The sequence below is a fragment of the Actinoplanes sp. NPDC049681 genome (genome assembly GCF_044465265.1).
In the GTDB taxonomy this organism is placed as follows: domain Bacteria; phylum Actinomycetota; class Actinomycetes; order Mycobacteriales; family Micromonosporaceae; genus Actinoplanes.
Genome location: NZ_JBITLP010000009.1, coordinates 441055 through 459586 on the forward strand (window position 1 = coordinate 441055; position 18532 = coordinate 459586).

General features: G+C 70.2%; 15 protein-coding genes. 5 read left to right on the plus strand and 10 right to left on the minus strand.

Features of this window, described 5'->3' with window-relative positions; all coding sequences use genetic code 11:
• Positions 1 to 600: 600 nt before the first annotated feature.
• Together ACIBO8_RS31975 and ACIBO8_RS31980 are read right to left on the minus strand one after the other, a co-directional pair.
• Positions 601 to 1515: an ATP-binding protein gene (locus ACIBO8_RS31975; RefSeq protein ID WP_396119122.1), complete on the minus strand. Its 915-nt coding sequence runs from the start codon at positions 1513 to 1515 to the stop codon at positions 601 to 603.
• A 278-nt stretch (positions 1516 to 1793) separates the two neighbouring features.
• Positions 1794 to 2147 carry an STAS domain-containing protein gene (locus ACIBO8_RS31980; RefSeq protein ID WP_396119123.1) on the minus strand — a complete coding sequence of 118 codons (354 nt, stop codon included), beginning with the start codon at positions 2145 to 2147 and terminating at the stop codon, positions 1794 to 1796.
• 477 nt (positions 2148 to 2624) lie between these two features.
• On the opposite strand from ACIBO8_RS31980, the gene ACIBO8_RS31985 reads away from it, so the two are divergent.
• A complete protein-coding gene (locus ACIBO8_RS31985; RefSeq protein WP_396119124.1) occupies positions 2625 to 3464 on the plus strand; it encodes an ATP-binding protein in 840 nt (279 codons plus the stop codon).
• Positions 3465 to 4210: 746 nt separating this feature from the next.
• On the opposite strand, the gene ACIBO8_RS31990 is transcribed toward ACIBO8_RS31985, so the two are convergent.
• From ACIBO8_RS31990 to ACIBO8_RS32000, 3 genes are all read right to left on the minus strand, one after another.
• Entirely contained in the window at positions 4211 to 4783 is a 573-nt protein-coding gene (locus tag ACIBO8_RS31990) for a hypothetical protein (RefSeq protein WP_396119125.1), read from the minus strand.
• Between the two features lie 412 nt (positions 4784 to 5195).
• Entirely contained in the window at positions 5196 to 5504 is a 309-nt protein-coding gene (locus ACIBO8_RS31995) for a hypothetical protein (protein WP_396119126.1), read from the minus strand.
• A 473-nt stretch (positions 5505 to 5977) separates the two neighbouring features.
• Entirely contained in the window at positions 5978 to 6691 is a 714-nt protein-coding gene (locus ACIBO8_RS32000; RefSeq protein ID WP_396119127.1) for a hypothetical protein, read from the minus strand.
• Between ACIBO8_RS32000 and ACIBO8_RS32005 the strand changes: the two genes are divergently transcribed.
• The gene (locus tag ACIBO8_RS32005) at positions 6678 to 7145 is read left to right on the plus strand and encodes a hypothetical protein (RefSeq protein WP_396119128.1); all 468 of its coding nucleotides are present in this window, start codon (positions 6678 to 6680) and stop codon (positions 7143 to 7145) included. The genes ACIBO8_RS32000 and ACIBO8_RS32005 overlap by 14 nt on opposite strands.
• 682 nt (positions 7146 to 7827) lie before the next feature.
• Here ACIBO8_RS32005 and ACIBO8_RS32010 read toward each other — a convergent pair.
• Both ACIBO8_RS32010 and ACIBO8_RS32015 read right to left on the minus strand, forming a co-directional pair.
• The gene (locus ACIBO8_RS32010; protein ID WP_396119129.1) at positions 7828 to 8379 is read right to left on the minus strand and encodes an RICIN domain-containing protein; all 552 of its coding nucleotides are present in this window, start codon (positions 8377 to 8379) and stop codon (positions 7828 to 7830) included.
• Positions 8380 to 8711: 332 nt separating this feature from the next.
• Complete coding sequence (locus ACIBO8_RS32015) at positions 8712 to 9152, minus strand: PaaI family thioesterase (protein ID WP_396119131.1); 441 nt, start codon at positions 9150 to 9152, stop codon at positions 8712 to 8714.
• Positions 9153 to 9216: 64 nt separating this feature from the next.
• Here ACIBO8_RS32015 and ACIBO8_RS32020 point away from each other — a divergent pair, with 64 nt between their 5' ends.
• The gene (locus tag ACIBO8_RS32020; RefSeq protein ID WP_396119132.1) at positions 9217 to 9876 is read left to right on the plus strand and encodes a winged helix-turn-helix transcriptional regulator; all 660 of its coding nucleotides are present in this window, start codon (positions 9217 to 9219) and stop codon (positions 9874 to 9876) included.
• A gap of 515 nt (positions 9877 to 10391) precedes the next feature.
• On the opposite strand, the gene ACIBO8_RS32025 is transcribed toward ACIBO8_RS32020, so the two are convergent.
• Positions 10392 to 11564, minus strand: a complete 1173-nt coding sequence (locus tag ACIBO8_RS32025) for an aldose epimerase family protein (RefSeq protein WP_396119134.1) — start codon at positions 11562 to 11564, stop codon at positions 10392 to 10394.
• 46 nt (positions 11565 to 11610) lie between these two features.
• Between ACIBO8_RS32025 and ACIBO8_RS32030 the strand changes: the two genes are divergently transcribed.
• On the plus strand, positions 11611 to 13128 hold the full coding sequence (locus ACIBO8_RS32030) for an alpha-L-arabinofuranosidase B (RefSeq protein WP_396119190.1): 1518 nt from the start codon (positions 11611 to 11613) through the stop codon (positions 13126 to 13128).
• Between the two features lie 256 nt (positions 13129 to 13384).
• Here the strand turns inward: ACIBO8_RS32030 and ACIBO8_RS32035 are convergent, their stop codons facing one another.
• Together ACIBO8_RS32035 and ACIBO8_RS32040 are read right to left on the minus strand one after the other, a co-directional pair.
• A complete protein-coding gene (locus tag ACIBO8_RS32035; protein WP_396119135.1) occupies positions 13385 to 14035 on the minus strand; it encodes a zinc ribbon domain-containing protein in 651 nt (216 codons plus the stop codon).
• A 9-nt stretch (positions 14036 to 14044) separates the two neighbouring features.
• Positions 14045 to 15934 (minus strand): hypothetical protein, encoded by a 1890-nt coding sequence (locus tag ACIBO8_RS32040; RefSeq protein WP_396119136.1) that lies wholly within the window; start codon positions 15932 to 15934, stop codon positions 14045 to 14047.
• A gap of 129 nt (positions 15935 to 16063) precedes the next feature.
• Between ACIBO8_RS32040 and ACIBO8_RS32045 the strand changes: the two genes are divergently transcribed.
• The gene (locus ACIBO8_RS32045; protein WP_396119137.1) at positions 16064 to 18382 is read left to right on the plus strand and encodes an ATP-binding protein; all 2319 of its coding nucleotides are present in this window, start codon (positions 16064 to 16066) and stop codon (positions 18380 to 18382) included.
• The last annotated feature ends 150 nt before the right edge of the window (positions 18383 to 18532 follow it).

Here is an 18532-nt window from a genome sequence, read left to right on the forward strand (position 1 = left end):
CGCAGGAGCTGACCGAGCTGAGGAAGAGGCTCGGCCTGCTGCAGGGACGCTGCCCATGCGCCTGCGGGAAGCGCCGCCGCACACGGCCGAGCTGCCGTGCTGGACTGAGCACTGGTGGCCGACTGGATTCCGCGAGGGCCTCGCCGTCCCGCTCGCCACTCCGGACGACCAACCACCCCACCTGCGCCGCCTGGGCTCACCGCGGTGGAGCTCCTGCCGGTGCACCACATCCTGACCAGCGGCGTCCTGCGCGAGCGAGGACTGACCAACTACTGGGGCTACGACCCGATCGGGCACCTCGTCCAGGGCGGCGCCCTCCCCCAGCACCTCGCCGGTGAGGGCGCGGATATTTCGCACCGCACTGCGGCTACTCCATCGCGGCACGGGCCGGCCGAAATTAGCCGCCGCGCTAGTGGGCGAAGACATGGCTGAGGGGCCGGGCACATCCGCACGTTCCGACGCACTCAAGTCAATACACCGACCAAGCGGCGTCCGACCTTCGTCGACTCTCAAGCTTCGATTCACTTCAACGCTCGCATAGTTGCGCGCCGACATGAGTCGCGGGACTGCCAGCCGCTCGGTCTCATTTCGCTGGCGGGTTCAATCATGAGCGGTCTCATCCGCGGACGGAGGTGCTCGCGGATCGTCCCGCCCACTTGTTTCGCGATCTGTTGGGCGCAAGCCTGTAGTCCGTCCTTCATGGCGCAGTTGGTGGCCGATGATGGTGGCCCACACCATCTTGCCAGCGTTGGTTGGTAGCGCTCCCCAAGCCGTGGCGGCGTGGTGCAGGACGCGCAACCCGAGGCCGGATTCGGTGATGTCACCCGGTTTCCTGCCGGACCGGCGCAGCCGCGGCAGACGAGGATCACCGTCGTAGACGGCTAGGTGCACGCCGCTCGGCAACCGGGTCACGGTCACGTCGAGGGTCGTGGCGGCGTGCTGGATCGCGTTGAGGACCAGCTCGGAGATCACGAGGCGGGCGGGTACCTCGAGCTCGGCCGGCTGCCAGCGGGTGCAGGCGTCGTTGACCAGCCGGCGCGCCCGGACGGCTTCTGCCAGTTCTGGCGCCAGGCGCAGTCTAAGCTGCGACCGGCCGGTCGTCGCGCCGTCGGTGATGAGGGCGGTGCGGGCTTGCGGCACGCTCGTGTAGATCGGAAGGTCCCTGCGCCGGCCACCCGAGCGGAGGGCACCGGCCAACGGTGCCTGGGTGGGTAGGCACGCCACCACCGGCACCGAGTCATGCATCCCCTCGCCCCACCGCCGGGCAGAACGCCACCCCGCGACACTGGCACCGCTGGGATCATTGAGGTCGTGCAGATCCATGATGATCGCCGCAGGATGCGCGGCGAGGCAGCCGCGCAGAACGCGAGAGCTGGCCTCGCGCAGCCGGCGATCCCACCGGCCGCTGACCGTCACCTCGACAATCGCGGTGTCCACGTCGGCAATGACCGTCACCGTTCGATCGTCATCGCTGAGGTGTCGCTGCAGCAGTATCGGTGACAGGCCAGAATCCATCGGTTCTTCCCCCCACGGCCGAGCCGCGGGGCAAGCACCACGGAGTGCTACGCCCTGGCGGACTGACCATTCGTGACGGAATACCACAGCGGCACCGTCGTAAACCCTCCTGTGGACACTCGGTTGGATGCGTCAACGGTCCTATGGAGTGCTGTGCTGGTCCTGTCGAGCAGGGGCTTGGGGATGGTTCGCGGTCGCGCAAGCGGGCTCGGGGCGGCGTCTAGCGCGACGGAGGGCTGGTACGAAGCATCAACCCGCGCCGGCATTGCCCTTGCCGACTACCGCTGGCCGGGACCGGGGAGCCAGGCCCGCTGACCGACGAGGCCCAACACGTACTGCACCGCTGGGTGAGCCGCCACCAGCGCCACCATGATCTGCTGCTGAGCAGCCCGATGCCGTAACGTCAGCAACTCCCGGACGCCCGCGGCGTCGCAGAACCTCACCCCGTCGAGATCCAGTTCGACCACCCGGACGGGGGCTTTCACCAGCCCCGCCACTTCGGCGCGGAACTGACTCACGACGCAGGCGTCCAGTTCACCGATTACCCGGATCAACAGCGTCCCGTCGCCCCGGTCGGTACAGGTCACCGAGAGCGGCCATGGTGTATAGCGTCCGATATCCGTGCTAGCCATGGTCGTGCTCCCGCCCACTCAGGTGACGGGTCGGTTCCCTCGACCATCCGGCGAGTCACTGCTGTATAGCTGTCGTGGACATTATGCCCCACTTCTCCCCTGGTCACTATCCCTCGGCGAGGCACAACCCGCCTCGGCGCTGGTCGAGTGAAATGCCCCACCGTATGCGAGAGGAACGATCCCGCCTTGCGCTGGTCCATTTCGGACGTCGGATCGGGCTCCACCTGAGCACATTCCGCCTCGCGATACCACTGCGGACTCGGCGCTAAGGGCCTTTCACCGTAGGGCGGCAGCTCGTGGTACCCCCTGCCTCGGTGAGATGCCGGCGGATGTGTTTCCGGATCTGAATTCGTCACGGCGGTACGAGGCGGGAACAGAGGTTCCTCTGCCATGACCGATGAACAGTTTTCTGCGCAGTCGTCTGAACCCGATGAAAGCGGCGGGCGAGGGGCGTCAGGCCAGGACCGGGTGTGGAGCATGGTCCGTATCTATGGCCCGGACCCGGCCGTCCTGTGCCGGGCCGGTACGGCGTTGCTGCCGGACATCGCCGGGCTCGGCCTGTCCGCCGGCCGTTTCGCCGGTGGCCCGCCGGTTGGGACCACGCCGCACACGCGGTTCAGCAGTGACCTGACCGGCTCCATGCTGGAGGCGGCGCAGTACACCCTTGATGAAGGAGCGTGCCGCGACGCCGCCGCGACCCGGGCTCCGGTGCTGGCCGCCGACCTGACCGGAGCTTTATGGACGCGGCGATGGCCCCGATTCACACCGGCTGCGCTGCGCGCCGGGATCAAGGCGGTGTGCGGCTTGCCGCTACACGCCGGCGCGGTCCGCCACGACGGCGCCGTCGACCTGCACCACCAGGCCCCGGGCAGGTTGGACGGATCGGTGGCGGAGAACTCGGCGCTGGCGTTTGCGGCCGCGGTCACCGAACTACTCACCCTGGAACGCCTCCACCTGGACTTCACCGAAGCATTCGCCGCCGGGCGCCAGGGCGACACCGTCCTCGACGTCGCCGCCGGTAAATCGGTCAGCGGACCGGCCGCCCTGGTCTCCGACACGACCGGGCTGCCCCCGGCCCGATGGTTCGACCGGGCCACGCTGGCGATGGTGCGGCGACAAGTCGCCGCCCTCAGCACCCACCACGGCCTGTCCGCCCATGGCACGCACCGATGGACGCTGGCGGTCCACGAGGATTTGATCAACGCCGTATGGCACGGCGGCGGCCATGGTCAGCTGCTGATGTGGCGCCGCGACGGCCGCCTCTGGTGCGAGATCAGCGACCACGGTCCCGGGCATCGGCCACACCGTCACGCCTGACTGCCGCCCCGACCCGCGAAGCCGGCGCCCAGACCGTCATGGCCTGTGGCTCATCGAACAGACCTGCACGAGCCTGGGAATCACCACCGACACCACCGGCAGTCGGCTCCTGCTCAGCTACCGACTCGAACGCCACCCGTCGGCGTGACCCAGGAAGCAACCGGCCCGGTCGCGGACCCCGTACCGTCAGACGGGCCCGTCGAGGTGATCCGCCGAGACCGTTCCACTTCTAAGGAAGCGGAACGAGGTGAAGGGTGACTACGAAGAAATCGATGCACCTACCGCAGCATCCCCAAGCGGTCAGCTTCTGACGAATTGATCCGTGGCACGGTTGCGCCGTGGCGTGCGTGAGACCCGCCGGCAATTGCAGGCAGATCGTGCCTATCGGGCCGATCCGCCCTACCGGTGCAGCAAGCGGGGACGTAGCTTCACCACGACCCTGGCACGGTACTCGACGCATGCCTCCGCGTCGATGACGCACCACGGGAGATGACGTGAAGGCCACGGAACAGGAGCATGTCCCGCACCCCGCGGGCACTCTGGCGCGTATCAGCCGCTGCCTTGCCGGCGGAGAGCACGGGTTCTGCCCTCAGCTGCTCGCAGTGCTGGCCGAGGCGACCGGCGCACCGTGGAGCACGACCTATCTCAGGCGGACTTCATCGACCTCGGCCGCCTGCGGGCCTTGTTCACGGCACAAATCGCGTTCGCGGAGATCGGTCGCCCGTTCGTAGGCCAGCTGCGCGCGTTCATCGGCTTTCTTGGGCGACGTTACGGGTGCGGGTGTACTGCCTGGGCACGGATTCAGTGACCACGCTCGGCGGGGGTGCGCCCACGCACGGCCAGGGCTGGCGCGGTGGGGTTGGAATCGGCGTGTGACCGTCGTCGTGGTCGAACAGCCGTCCGTACGGGTCCGGGATGGCGCCCCAACCCCAGATGGGCAGCGGACGGGGCGGCACGGTGCCGATCTCGTCGGCCGCATCGATCAGATCTGGACCGATTACGCACTGGTGGCGCCAGTCTTCGCCCAGGTCGAAGACGTATCCGAGCTCGTCACCCGGCTGGAGGAGCCGTTCCAGGGTCTCGGTGTCGGCGTCCAGTTCGCCGCCCGGTTCGACGTCGTCGAGGTAGCGCCATTCGGTGACGGTGCGGCCGTCGGGCAGGTGAAACTCGTGCAGGTGGCTGCGGTCCCAGCGGGCGAACGCGTCATCGATCGCTTCGGCGAAGGTATGGAAGGTGTGTCGCGGGGACACCGCGAACAGCCGGCCCGGCCGCGGCCACAGCTGCCCAGCCGCGCCACCACTGAGCAGGTCGACGCGCACTGACCACCACGGCGGAACCCGAACTCTGCCCATACGCCCGATTCTGCCCGCCGAACCGCCTGCCTGGGCGCACCTGGCGTGCGGCCGGCCGCCACCGGGCTGGGTGACATGCTCGCCGTTCAGGTTCTCGAGCACCGCCACTCTCGGCTTCGGAGGCGTCGAACAGCGTCACCGTGACAGCGATCCGAACGCCAAGAACGCACCGCGCAGAGCGACTACTCGCGCTACCTGCGGAACAACTTGAGAGATCACCGCTGGACGATGATCGGTATGCAATGAACCCGCACGAGGCCCACTCCTGCATCGGCCTTAACGTGCTGGCCGGCAACCACGCGCCATCGACAGATGGCGAACCCGCTGCCTTCCAACGGCGGAGCGACCCGCGGTCGGCTCCACGGCGCGCCGGCGCCACTCAGGCGGTTCCCGGCGGATCGGTCCGTGGGGGCACATCGGGCACCTCGAGGGGGTGACGCGTGGCGTCGCGGCTGGCGATGCTGGCCATGGCATGCCGGTATTGCGCTCCGGTGATCTCCCCCTTCACGAGCTGACGGCTCACGACGCCCTCCAGGGTCTGCGGGTCCTCCTCCGGTACGGCATCACGCGGCGCACCCTGGACTGCCGACCCACCAGCCACGTCGAGGACCGCCCGACGAAGCTTCGGCCGCACCGCGAGGACAACTACCGCGGTCAGGCACGCCAGCAGGAAGAAGGAGCACAACACGAGGATCACCTTCCGTTCCGGGCCCGGCGCTACGGCGGTCACATCCGCGATGTCCAGTGAACAATCCGGCGGTCGGTGCGGTTCTCATCCCGCACGGGTGGCATCGAGCCGGGCGGCGTCACGCGCTCATCCCCCGTGGATGGGGCTTCCTCGTCAGCAGCCTGTGACGCTGACGCCATGGTCGAACCGTGCTTGCAGGATCTGCGGGTCGAGGTCCGTGGACGGCCGAGCTTCTTTCGCAAAAGCTCCGGAGGTGCCCGGCGCGAACCCGATCGTGCACGTGCATGGTTGGCGCATCGCGCGACGACATCGGTCCCCGCCCTCCGCCGGGTACGGATGAAGCCCTTCCCGGGGGCATGCGCTGAGTATCCCGTCGCTGGCCCGGGCGCTTCTCGACCTGCCGGCTGCGCTCGTTGTCGAGCGGGTGGTCCTGGTCAGCATTTCGATGCGCGGACCAGTGTGCTTCAAAATCGTCAACGCGCTGCATCTGTTCGGCGAGCTCGTGCGTTTCCCTGCCTGGAGCCCGAGGGCGCGGCGCACGCCATGAACGTCAGCCGCCCCGGCGAAATAGCCCGGGTGATCGGTGCCTGGCCCGACCGCCGCGCGACCACCGACCCCATCAATTTCGAATGATCCGGTGCGTCGACGCCGGCACTGGCGTCACGACCACCGCCGCGGAAGGAGTCATCCATGCGATCTTGGCGCGAGCGTCGTCGACCGCGCGTCATTGTCCTGGTCTGGCTGCTATTCGGCATCATCGTCGGGCTGACCGCTTGCGGCGCCGGGGGCAGCGAGGCACCGTCAGGCCGGCCGTCGACGCACACCACGCAGCGGGATGCGGAACGTTCCGCCTCTGGCGAACCGCGCACTGCTACGACCGAACGGACCACCGAGGCGGCGGAGACCACCCGAGCGAGCACCGTCACGACACCGAAGCAGACGCGCACCACCGAATCCACCGCCTCGGCGCGAACCACGACCGCTCCACCGACCGTCACGGAACCCGCGCCGGCCCGCACCACGCAGACCACCGTGCCGGCCCGTACCACAAAAGCCACCGCATCGACCGGTACCACCACACCGGTCGAGCAGACGCCGACACCCACCGCTTCCGCGTCCGCTGTTGCCGCCACCGGCACCGCCGGGTGGCCGGGTCTGTTCGGCTGTTTCTTGTTGTTCGTCCTCATCGCAGCGCTGATGGTCGCCTGGGTGCTGGTCGCCCGTTCGCAGCGCAGATCGGGGTGGGACACCGAGGCCCGCGCACTGCAGTCGGAGACCCGCGAGATCACCGCCACCCGACTGCCTCCGGCATTACGCACGACCACCACGGGCCAACGGGCCCTGCTCTGGCCGCCGGTGCGAGCCGACCTCATCGACATACAGAACCGGTGGAGCGCGCTGGCCGAGCGGGCCTCAGGGGATGCCCGACGAAACTGGTCGCTGCGGGTGACCGCTCTGCTGCAGGAGCTGATCACCGCCGTCGACATCGAGAGCGAGGCGCTCAGTACCGGCCAGGACTGGACGCTGCTACGCGTACGGGTTGACCAGGCGGGCCGGACACTCGCCTCGGTTCTCGGCGGCCAACCAAAGCCCGAGCCACCACCGGCCGCGGAGCCGGGCCCGAGTGCCTTCCAGACCTGATGTCCTGATTCGCGGTTCGTCAGACCCGTCAGGCGCGAGACCAGGGACCACAGTGATGGAAAGTCATGAGCGTGCCCCTCCACGCCACCGGTGCAACCTACATCCGCTATTCCACAGCCGTCGCGGCCTCGCCCGTCAGCGCCAGGCGCCGGTCGGAAACACCGGGGCTCCTTCATGCCCATCAGCGCCCACCGACGCCACGCCCGCGACTCTCCACCGGTGCCGTTGCCACAGCGTCACGAACCGTGGTCTCGGCGCAGTGACGAGCCGATCGTCGGCGGCTACCGGCTGCTGTCTCGGATCGGCGCAGGCGGGACCGCCACGGTCTATCCGGCGACGCCAGTCGCGGGCGGTCCTCGGGGGCTCCCTATCGGGTCACCGCCTATCTGAAGGACTACAAATGCGGGGTGAGGCTGATGGGCCAGACGATGCCGATCGCCTCGCTACCGGCACGTCGCCAACCGTCACATCGCCTGCCGCGCGGGTGTTCGGCTACTGGGGCGAGCTGGGCGGGGCGCGGAATCGACCCGCACAGCGTCCCGGGGCCAGCGACAACGGACAGCACATCGACCTCGCCGCAGGTGGTGCACCTACCCCGCCAAGCCGCACGTGCGGGCCGCAAGGCGCAGCTGCTCTGCCTCAGGCCCCACAGCTGACCTGCACCGGGACTGCACGGTGAACGCTACGAGCCGAGCCGCCACTGTTGGTAGGTGCGGTTCCGGCACGTCCACTGGATGACGCTCGCGCCGTCCGCCGTGCTACCTCCGGCCACGGTCAGGCACTTCCCGCTGTGCCGTGCCACGGCCAGGTAATTGTTGCCGCCGACGTAGGGAAAGGACCACTGCTGGCTGGCGGTGCCATCGCAACGCTGCTGCACCGCCTGAGCTGCGTTCTCGCTGCTGGCATCGGCGATTGCCAGGCATTTTCCGCTGTGCCGCACCACCATGACGTAGTGGACGTCGTCGACCAGGTAGAACGACCACTGCTGGTCGTACGCCGTCTCGCTGCACGTCTGCTGGACCACGGGGGCGCCGTCGTCGGTGCTTGCATTCGCCACCGCCAAGCATTTCCCGCTGTTCGCCGAAGCCACCAGGAAGTAGTACGGCAGAACCCGGCGGTCGGTCCTGTCCCCCGGCCTGCTGGCGGCTTGGGCGGCCGAGGGCCAGGTGAGCACCGCTAGTACCGCACCGATCAGGGCAGAGATCCGCCGTCTTGTCAACCTCCGTGCATCCATACTTCCCCCTAGCAAGCATTGATGAATCTCAATAGAGCTCCAATCTGCCAGTGAGGCAAAACGTGGGAGTTAACTCCCGATAACGCTCTCGCTCCGCGGCGCGCATCGCCTCGATCGCGGCGACCATCAGGTGTTCCGGGGCTCTCCTGCGCGCAAAACCGGTCTTCGCCACTCGCACTCCTGATCAACGTGGTCCGCGTTGCCGTCGGGAATCGGCATACCGCCACCGCATGAGGGTCTCGGCGCGTTATGACTGACGGTTGACCGCACGGACCGACGGGAAGGCGGGTGCTCCGACGAATCCCGGGGCGCCCGTCTGCCCCGCGTACCGGTCAGGCCGGCAGGATCGCGCAGGTCGTGGTGGCGTGCGCGTACAACTTGCCGTCCGCGACGCCGGTCAGACGCGCCTCCGCCGTCGCGGTCGTCCGTCCCACGTGCACGGCGTGCGCCTGCGCCCGAAGCCGACCGGCCGTGAGCCCCCGGACCAGGTGGACGGTGAGGTGCACGGTCGTGTAGCCGCGCCCGGCGGGCAGCCGGCTGAGGACCGCGCTGCCCATCGCCGAGTCGAGCAGCGTCGTCAGGTAGCCGCCGTGCACGGTGCCCATCGGGTTGTGCACGAACTCTCCGGCGTCGCCCTCGAAGACCGCCGTTCCGGGTCCCACCTCGACGAGCTCGAAGCGCAAGGTGGCGGTGACCGGTGGTGGCGGCACCTCGCCGGCGATGATGGCCCGCAGGAACTCCTCGCCCGTGCGGGCGGTCGATGTCGTCGTCATGCCGCGGACGCTAGCCCGCTCTGCGCGACCGGAGTGGTACGGATTTCGTACTAGCATCGGTGGCGTGGCAGCCGGATACGGGCAGTTCTGTGCGGTCGCCCGCGCACTGGAGGTTCTCGGCGAGCGGTGGACGCTGCTCGTGGTACGCGAGTTGCTGCTCGGCGCCGGGCGGTTCTCCGAACTCCAGCGTGGTTTGCCACGCATCTCCCGTACGGTGCTCACCCAGCGGCTGCGCGAGCTGGAACGCGCCGGGCTCGTGCTGCGTGCGGCGGGCGCCGCCGGTCCGACGTACGCGCTCACCCCGGCCGGCGAGGCCTTGGCGCCGGTACTGCGGGAGCTGGGCGGTTGGGCGTACGCGTGGGACCGGCGCGGCCTGGGCCCGGACCACCTGGATCCCGAGACGCTGGTCTGGGACATGCGGCGCCGGCTGCACCCGGAACGGCTGCCCGCCTCGCTCACGGTGGTGCAGCTGACGTTCCGGGGCCGCGCCGACAAGCCGTATTACCTGCACGCCCGGCGACCGGACGTCACGCTGTGCACGGACAGCGGCGGCCATCCGGTGGCCCTGCAGGTGGAGGCGGACCTGGAGGCGCTGACCCGCTTCTGGCTCGGGGAGCGGCAGTGGGGTCAGCTCCTGCGTGCCGAGTCCGTCCGGCTGACCGGCCCGGCGCCCCTGCGCCGGGTGTTCCCCACCTGGTTCTCCGGGTACGCCCTGCGCCCGTGACCACCCGTCGTCGCCGACCCATGAGGCACCCGACGAATGGGCGGAGCGGCGTACGTTCAACCCAGCAGCACGATGCCCGGTCGCGCCTGCGCCGCCGTCACCCGGTCCGCCGCCGACAGGCGTCGGCTCCGACAACACCACCGCTCCGGGCGTGGCCGCCTGGGGCGGGAACAGGCCGCGGGTGCCGGTATGCAGCTGAAGCCATGGCATCTCGTGTGGTGCCGCCCGGGCGACGGTGATCTGGGCCGGGTCTCGCGGGCCCGCGGTCGACGGCGTAGAGCCGAGCGGCGGTGTGTGACGCGCTCCCGGGCAGCCGGCGCGCACGGTCGGCGGCAGGAGAGCACGCCAGACGAGGTGCTCGAAGGGACCGTCTCCGGGACGCCAGCACATCCAGTGCCCGTCCCTGAGGCCGCTCGACTGCACGATCTCAGGTCCGGTCACATGGTCGACGTCGGGATCTTGCGCGAGGGGAACTGGCCCGGCCACGCTCCCGGAGGGCGTGGCCGGTGCGATCGTCAGCGGGTGGTGCCGAACCGGTAGACGGTGGTCGAGCGGAAGACCTGCCCGGGACGGAGCACGGTCGACGGGAAGTTCGCGTGGTTCGGCGAGTCCGGGAAATGCTGTGTCTCGAGGGCAAGGCCGTCGCCCTGGCGGTAGGAGCGGCCGCTCGTGCCGTACAGGGTGCCGTCGAGGAAGTTGCCGCCGTAGAACTGGATGCCAGGCTCAGTGGTGTAGATGCTCAGCGTGCGGCCGCTGGCCTTGTCGGACAGGCGGGCGGCGAGTTCGAGGCTCGTGTACGTGGTGTCACGCCGGTCCAGCACCCAGTTGTGGTCGTAGCCGTGGCCGTACACGATCTGCGGGAAGTCGCTCCTGTTGCGGGCGCCGATCGCCGTCGGCCTGGTGAAGTCCATCGGCGTGCCGGCCACCGGGTCGATGGCGCCGGTGGGGATCAGCGTGGCGTCGACCGGCGTGTAACGGGAGGCCCTGAGCTGCAGCTCGTGGTCGTCGATCGTGCCCGTGCCCTCACCGCCGAGGTTCCAGTAGGCGTGGTTGGTGAGATTGACGATGGTCGCCTGGTCGGTGGTCGCCCGGTAGTCGATGCGGATGCCGCGATCGCGGGCGACCGTGTACGTCACCGTGGCGTGCAGCGTGCCCGGATAGTTCTCCTCACCGTCCGGGCTGACGTAGCTGAGCCGCAGTCCGACGCTGTCCCGGCCGGTGACCGGGGTTGCACTCCACACCCGCTTGTCGAAGCCGACGTCGCCGCCGTGCAGCGAGTTCGGCGGGTCGTTGATCGGTAGCTGGTACGTCCGGCCGTCCAGCGTGAATCGGCCGTTCGCAACGCGGTTGCCGTAGCGCCCGATCAGGGCGCCGAAGTAGGCCGGATTTCCCGATGTCACGTACCCGTCGAGGCCGGCGAAGCCCAGCGTGACGTTGTCGACGCGGCCGTGCCGCCCGGGCACCTCGACGGTCTGCAGGATTCCGCCGTAGGTGAGGATCCGCACCCTGATCCTGCCGTTGGTAAGGGTGTAGCGGTCGACGGCGCGGCCGCCGACACTGCCGTACGCCTCCCGGGTGATGGTCGGCCGGCCACCGGCCTGTGACGACGAGGCCCCGGCGAGGCCGAGACCGGCGCCGAGGAGCAGGACGACTCCGGCGCGGACAAGCGCTCTGATGGATGAACTCATATTGACTACGCTAGATGTGATCGTTAACACTACGCAAGTGAAGACGATGGTTCTCGGCACCCTGGCCCTGCTCGCCGCCTCAGCCCTGACCACGCCGCCCGAAGCCACCCGGGCAGCGGGCACCCGACCGTGCGACATCTACGCGACGGCGGGCACGCCGTGCGTCGCCGCACACAGCACCGCCCGCGCCCTCTTCGGCTCCTACAACGGCCCGCTTTACCAGGTACAGCGCGTTTCAGACGGCGCGACGTCAGCCATCGGGGTGCTGGCTCCCGGCGGGTACGCGAACGCCGCTGCGCAGGACTCGTTCTGCAGCGGCACGACCTGCGTCATCACCGTCGTCTACGACCAGTCCAGCCGGCACAACGATCTGACCGTGGCCCCCGCCGGCGGGGCGGGCGGCGCGGACAATCCCGCCCCGGCCGACGCGTTACCGGTCACAGTCGGCGGCCATCCGGTGTACGGCATCTCTTTCTCCGGCGTCATGGGCTACCGGGACAACGCCACCGACGGCGTCGCGACCGGTGCCCGGCCGGAGGGCATGTACATGGTCACCTCCGGCACCCACTACAACGACCGCTGTTGTTTCGACTACGGCAACGCCGAGACCAACAATCTCGACACCGGCAACGGGCACATGGACGCCATCTACTTCGGCACGCTGTGCTGGTTCTCCCCGTGCAACGGCAGCGGCCCCTGGGTCATGGCCGACCTCGAGAACGGCCTGTTCCAGTCGAACGCCGGGGGCAGCACCAACGGCTCGTACACCGGCGACCGGTCGCCGTACGTGACCGCCGTACTGAAGAACAACGGGACGAACTACTTCGCCGTGAAGGCCGGGAACGCCCAGTCCGGCGCGCTCGCCACCCGGTACGCCGGGCCGCTGCCGACCTCCCGTCCGGGCTACTCACCGATGCAGAAGGAGGGAGCGATCATCCTCGGGATCGGCGGCGACAACAGCAACGGCGCCATCGGCTCCTTCTTCGAAGGAGCCATGACCTCCGGCCTGCCCACCGACGCCGCCGAGGCCGCGGTGCAGGCCTCCGTCGTCGCCGCCGGATACGGCGGACCCAGCCCGGTCCCCGCGGGTACGCTGACCGCAGGCTCCACCCTCTCGCTGCGCGCGACGACTCCCGGCTACACCGACCGCTTCATCCGCCATCAGGCCGGCAACGCAGTGACGTCGATCATCACCTCGTCCAGCCCGGCACTGGACAAGGCCGACGGAAGCTGGATCGTCCGCCGCGGCCTCGCGGACCCGTCGTGCGTGTCGTTCGAGTCCCGTAACTATCCCGGTGATTTTCTGCGGCACTACAACTTCCGGGTCTACCGGCAGCCGATGGACGGCACGGCGATCTTCCGCGCCGACGCCACCTTCTGCCCGCGACCCGGCCGGAGCGGCACAGGCACCTCGTTGGCGTCCTACAACTACCCGACCCGATACCTGCGCCACTACGACAACACGCTCTTCATCGCCAGCAACGGCGGGCCCAATCCCTTCGACAATGCGGCGTCCTGGGCGGCCGACGTCAGCTGGACCGTCTCACCACCCTGGACGGCATGACCCGACTCGTATGAGCGGCAACATCCATTCCTCTCGGACAACGTGCCGGTCGGGATCCCCGCGGGCGAGCGGCTCCCGTGGCATGCCGGCCACGACACGGGAAAGCCTGCTCGACGGCGGCCAGCGCGGCGGACTGACTCGCGGGTGACGTCTCGCTCACTCACCTCGCCAGCACATCGGCCCGGCGCCTCGCCCCACCACCGCCGTCGCTGTGCACCGTACGGTCGACCCTTTGGGGTGGCCGCAGCGGGCGACGCTATCCGGTAGTCGCGCCGCACCCGCCGCAGAAGGCCGCGTCGGACGGCAGTTTGAACCCGCATTGCACGCAGAACCGCTGCGCCTCGGCCGCCGCGGCCAGCGGCGTTCCGCAGTGTCGGCAGTACCGGCCGCCGCCCGCGTCGTTTCCGCAGGTCTGGCAGCGGGCGGTCACCTCGTGGTCATGGGCGACGTTCGCGGTCCAGTCCGTCTCGTACACCTTCTCGCGCAGTTGCCGGACCTGCGCCTCGGCCTGCAGCCCGGCCACCTCCTGGTCAAGCTTCGGTGCGCACTTCGTGCAGAGGCCGCGGTCGGAGTTCCAGCAGATGCTGGCGCAGACCCACTCGCCGCAGCGGTGGCACTGGCTGAAGCTGGGCCGCATCTCCTCGACGGCAGCGGCGAGTGCCTTGTCCCGGGCGCTGCCACGAACCCCGTCGCTCATCCACATCGAGTCCCAGCCGAGCTGCGAGGCCTTGTTTCCCCATTCTCCGCCGACCAGGTCACCGCCGAGGCGCAGCAGCTTGCCGCCGAGTCCGGTGACCGAGTGCTTGAACGACGATTGGTGCCCGTTGCCGCACCGCTCGCAGAAGAACTCGAACTGGTAGCCGTCCCGGGTGGACCGGTCCTGGTAGTTGTCGGTGAAGTCCTGCATACGGTTCCTCTAGTGCTCGCGGGTGAAAGACCAGCTGCCGGCCGGTGCCGTACTGATCAGAGTGTCGCCGGTGCAGCGCCAGCTACCGACGGTGAGTTGCGGCGCGGACATGCCGGCGAAACTGCGGGCGAGCCGGCCGACGGCGAGATTGTGCATGGTGGTCTTGACGGGGGCGGTCACCGTGACATCGGCGGTGATCCCATCGATGCCGCCCACCTTGCTGACTTCCCACCGGCCGGTCGTCGCGCCGGCCGGGGGGAGCCGAAGCGCCCCGGTCGTCGAACCCCGGAAGATCAGGGTGCCGGACACCCGCCCGTGAAACCGCACCGGCGCCATCCCGTCGTAGACGACCCGGGCCGCGCCGGACGCTGCGATCGTCAGCTTCACGCCCGCGCCGCCGCTCTCAGTCAGGCCGCCCGCAGAGATGTCGTACCCGGTCGCCGTCCAGTTGCCGACCAGACAGGCCGTCCGGGGCTTTGCACAGGCCTCGGCCAGCGTCGAGCCGTGGAGCGCGACGCTCGCGGCCCGGTTGCCGGCGGATGCGCCGAGAAACGTGAGCCCGGACGCCATCGGTGGGAACGTCCGGGCCGCACCCGGGCAGGCGCAACTGCCGCGGGTGCAGAACGGGCCGCCGGTCAACGGCGCGTCCTTGCCGCCGCCGATGGAGATCCGCCCGGTCGTCCCGGCACTCGGCGTGATCGTGACGATCTCGGCGTCGACGTCGATCCGGCGGGCCGCAGCCGCGTACGCGGGGGCGGTCACCGTCAGGCTCTGGCCGTCGCCGAGCCGACCGTCCGGGAGAGCCGGCTGGTACGGCGGCAGGCTCGGCCCAGTGGATGTCCAGGCCCGGCCCGGGTAGCGGCCCTGGGCGAAGCCGCTCCCCCACGAGTCGACGAACCCCGCCGTGGGCGCGGCCGCTGCCCAGCCCGCCGGGGTGGCGTGCCCGACCAGCGCCGCGCCGATCGGGTCGATCAGGGTCCAGACCCGGGCGCCCGACTCGGCGAGATGGACGAAGAACCCGAGCCCGTCGTACGTACGGGCGGACAGCGGCTTGGCGGGGGTGTCCAGGTACTGCTGCCAGATCCCGCCGAGGCGGCCGCTGGACGGTCCGAGATCGGACATCGCCCAGGTCGGCGCGCCCTCGACGTACCAGGCGGGCATCGCGCTGTAGCTCAGGCCGAAACGATCGAACAGGTAGCAGTGCACGATCTCGTGCACCAGGAAGCTGTGCAGCTCGGCCGCGGTGTAGGCGCCCCCGATCGCCCGCGGGTTGAGGTGGATCGTGCAGCCGTCGACGCGGTCGCCGTTCCCGTCCTGGCACGGGACCGTGTACATCCGCGACGGGCCTTCGAGGTTCTTGGTGTTGATCGAGAGGAAGAGCCGGCCGGCGTTCCGCAGTGGACGGCTGAGCCGCGCGGTCAGGTCACCGAGAATGCCGGCGATCTGCGCCCGATAGGGGGCGGCCCCGGTGGAGTCGGCGGTCAGACACGGCAGGTTCGGGTTCGTGGCGGCGGTCGGCGCCTGACGGTAGGCGGCCGGCGCGTTGCGGTCTTTCGGTGCGCCCAAGGCGGTGCGCACGGCGGCGCGCTGCGCTGCGGACAGCTCGTTCCAGCGGGACAGCACCGACGAAACCGCGAGGCTCGCGGAGTCTATCGGCCCGGATGGTCCGGCCACGGCCGGAGCGCCGGGCACCGGCCCCACTGCCATCACGAAGGCGCTGAGCGCGGCCGGCAACGGTAGCCGCCCGTCGGGGCCAGGCGTGCCGGTCACGACATCCCACGCCGTCCGCGCCGCCGGCCCGACCCGCGACGGTACGCGTGCGGTCGTGCCGCCGTCCCCCGAGCACCCGGCCAGCATTGCGAGGACGAACAGGGCTATCGCGGCCCGCATGCGGTTCAAGGAAGCCTCACCTCCCGCCGACCTCCGGCGATTCGGGGGAAGACGCTACGGATATCGGCGGCGGCGTTGCCAGGCAGAACTGGCAGAAAACCTGGCGGAAGTTGCGAGTGGGCCCTACCGTGCAGCCTCGTGGATCTCGCCGAACGGCTCGTGGAACTCCGTACCGCCCGTGGGTTGTCCCAGGAGCAGCTCGCCGAGCGCAGCATGGTGGGCGTACGCACGATCGGTGACCTGGAACGCGGGACGACCCGCCGCCCGCAGCGCGAGACCGCGCGCGCCCTCGCCGACGCTTTGGAACTGACCGGCGCCGATCGGGCCGAACTGTTCCGGCTGGCCCGCAGTTCGCCGCCCGCGGTAACCCGGCGGGCGCCCAGGCGTACTGTCACCGGGTTGGCCGCCCCGGTCAGCTCACTGGTGGGCCGGGACGCCGATGCGACCGCCGTGGCCAGGCTGACCCGCGACCGGCGCGTACGGCTGGTGACCGTGACCGGACCGGGCGGGGTGGGCAAGAGCCGGCTGGTGCAGGACGTCGGGTGGCGGCTCGCAACCGGTGTGGACGGGGTCGCCGCGGTCGACCTCAGTCCGCTGTCGGCGGCCGATGACGTGCTGCCCGCGCTCGCCGCGGCGCTCGGCAGCCGTAACGCCGGGTGGAGCCCGGTGGACGCGGTCGCCGCGACGCTCGGTGACACCCGGTGGCTGCTGATACTGGACAGCTTCGAGCATGTGCTGGGTGCGGCTGCCGACCTGGCCGCGCTGTTGGTCCGGTGCCCACGTCTGACCGCGCTCGTCACCAGCCGTACCCCGCTGTCGCTGCGGGGTGAGCACCTCTGGCCGCTCGCTCCGCTGCCGGTGCCCGAGCCGGGGGACGCGGCCCCCGGGGCAAACCCGGCCGTCCGGCTGCTGGTGGAGCGGACCGCGGCGGTCCGGCCCGGCTTCGTGCTGACCGACCGTAACGCCGCCGATGTGGTCGCGCTCTGTCGCCGCCTGGACGGATTGCCGCTCGCCATCGAATTGGCCGCAGCCCAGCTCCGGACCCGGGAGCCAGGGCTGCTGCTGGACCGGCTCGACCTCGCAGGTCCGGTGGATCTGCCGGACCGGCAGCGCACGCTGCGCCGCGCGGTGGAGTGGAGCACCGAACGCCTCACCGCGGCCGACCGGCACGTGCTCGGCGTGCTCGCCGTGTTCGCCGGGGGCGCCGCGCCGAGCGCGGTCCGGGCGGTGACCGGCGGAGGGGCCGAGGACGCCTCGATCGCGGTGCTCGCCGCCTCCAGCCTGGTCGGGGTGGTGGACGCCGCCGGCGAGGCCCGCGTCACGATGCTGGACACCATCCGCGAGGTGGCGGCCGATCAGCTCACCGCGTCCGGGACAGAGCCGGCGGTCCGCCGGGCGCACGCGCGCTATTTCCTCCAGTTGCTGCCGGAGGTGCCGGACCGCGACCACGACAACCTACGGGTCGCGCTGAGCTGGGTGACCGAGCACGAACCGGAGGCGCTCACCGCGGAACTGGCGCGCGGGCTGACCGCGTATCACCTCGAGCGAGGGAGGTTTGCGCAGGCGTACCGGGTGCTCGGCGCATTGGCCGCCGCCGCACCGGGGGCCGAGGCGCAGGCGTGGGCCCTGCACGGTGCTGCGGTCGCCGCGAACGAGTCCGGTGCCCACGACGCCGCGCTGACCACCGCACAGCGCTGCGCCGAACTCTTCGCCGAACTCGGCAACCCGAGCGAGCAGGGCACCGCCCTCACCGTGGTCGGCAACGCGCAGAAGGCGCTCGGCCGGTACGCCGACGCCGAACGCAGCCACACCGCGAGCCTCGAATGGGCCCGCGCCGCCGGCGACCGGCGCCGGGAGACGATCGCGCTGAACAACCTCGGCACCCTGGCCCACGACCGCGGGGCCTACGAAGCGGCGATCGGGCACTACACGGCGAGCCTGGCGATCAAGCATGAGATCGGCGACGCGCGCGGGACCGCGGTAACGCTGCTCAACTTGGGCGGGGTGGAGAACGACCTCGGCCGGTACACCGCCGCAGTGGAGCACCTCACCGCGGCGGCCGCCTGGTTCCGGGACGCCGGTGCATCCGCACCGCGCGCGTTCGCCCAGGCCATGCTCGCCGAGGCGCTGCTCGGCACCGGCGACCTGGACGCCGCCGAGACGGTCGCCACCGAGGCGCTGGACCAGGCCCGTACGGTCGACTATCGCGCCGCGATCGGGCTGGCCACCGCACGGCTTGGCGACGTAGCGCTGGCTCGCGGTGACCACCCGCGCGCAGCGACGCTGCTGCTCGCCGCCCTGGACGACACGGTCGGCCCGCCCGAGCAAGCCCGTACGCTAGACCGCCTCGCCACCGCCGTGAAGCCCGCCGACCCGCAAGGGGCCGCCCGGTTCGCCGAGCGGGCGGAGACGCTACGACGCCAGCACGACCTCGCCTCGCCGCCGCCTGAGCGCTGAGCGACCACGGCGAAACGGAAGCCCCGAGCGGGTTGACCCGAATACTCGCGAATGGTGGATTCGCCGCTGTGGCGCCGCACGCGTGCGCCGCCATTCAGGCAAGCCGGTCCGGCATTGAGCAGGCTGCCGACGAGCCCGTCGCCCCGGCAT

What these genes read in the sequence shown, in the direction of transcription:
- ACIBO8_RS32010 (WP_396119129.1), bottom strand. Translation starts at nt 8,379, where the DNA reads ATGGATGCACGGAGGTTGACAAGACGGCGGATCTCTGCCCTGATCGGT.
- ACIBO8_RS32025 (WP_396119134.1), bottom strand. Translation starts at nt 11,564, where the DNA reads ATGAGTTCATCCATCAGAGCGCTTGTCCGCGCCGGAGTCGTCCTGCTC.
- ACIBO8_RS31985 (WP_396119124.1), top strand. Translation starts at nt 2,625, where the DNA reads ATGGTCCGTATCTATGGCCCGGACCCGGCCGTCCTGTGCCGGGCCGGT.
- ACIBO8_RS32015 (WP_396119131.1), bottom strand. Translation starts at nt 9,152, where the DNA reads ATGACGACGACATCGACCGCCCGCACGGGCGAGGAGTTCCTGCGGGCC.
- ACIBO8_RS32030 (WP_396119190.1), top strand. Translation starts at nt 11,611, where the DNA reads ATGGTTCTCGGCACCCTGGCCCTGCTCGCCGCCTCAGCCCTGACCACG.
- ACIBO8_RS32000 (WP_396119127.1), bottom strand. Translation starts at nt 6,691, where the DNA reads ATGAGGACGAACAACAAGAAACAGCCGAACAGACCCGGCCACCCGGCG.
- ACIBO8_RS31980 (WP_396119123.1), bottom strand. Translation starts at nt 2,147, where the DNA reads ATGGCTAGCACGGATATCGGACGCTATACACCATGGCCGCTCTCGGTG.
- ACIBO8_RS32035 (WP_396119135.1), bottom strand. Translation starts at nt 14,035, where the DNA reads ATGCAGGACTTCACCGACAACTACCAGGACCGGTCCACCCGGGACGGC.
- ACIBO8_RS31975 (WP_396119122.1), bottom strand. Translation starts at nt 1,515, where the DNA reads ATGGATTCTGGCCTGTCACCGATACTGCTGCAGCGACACCTCAGCGAT.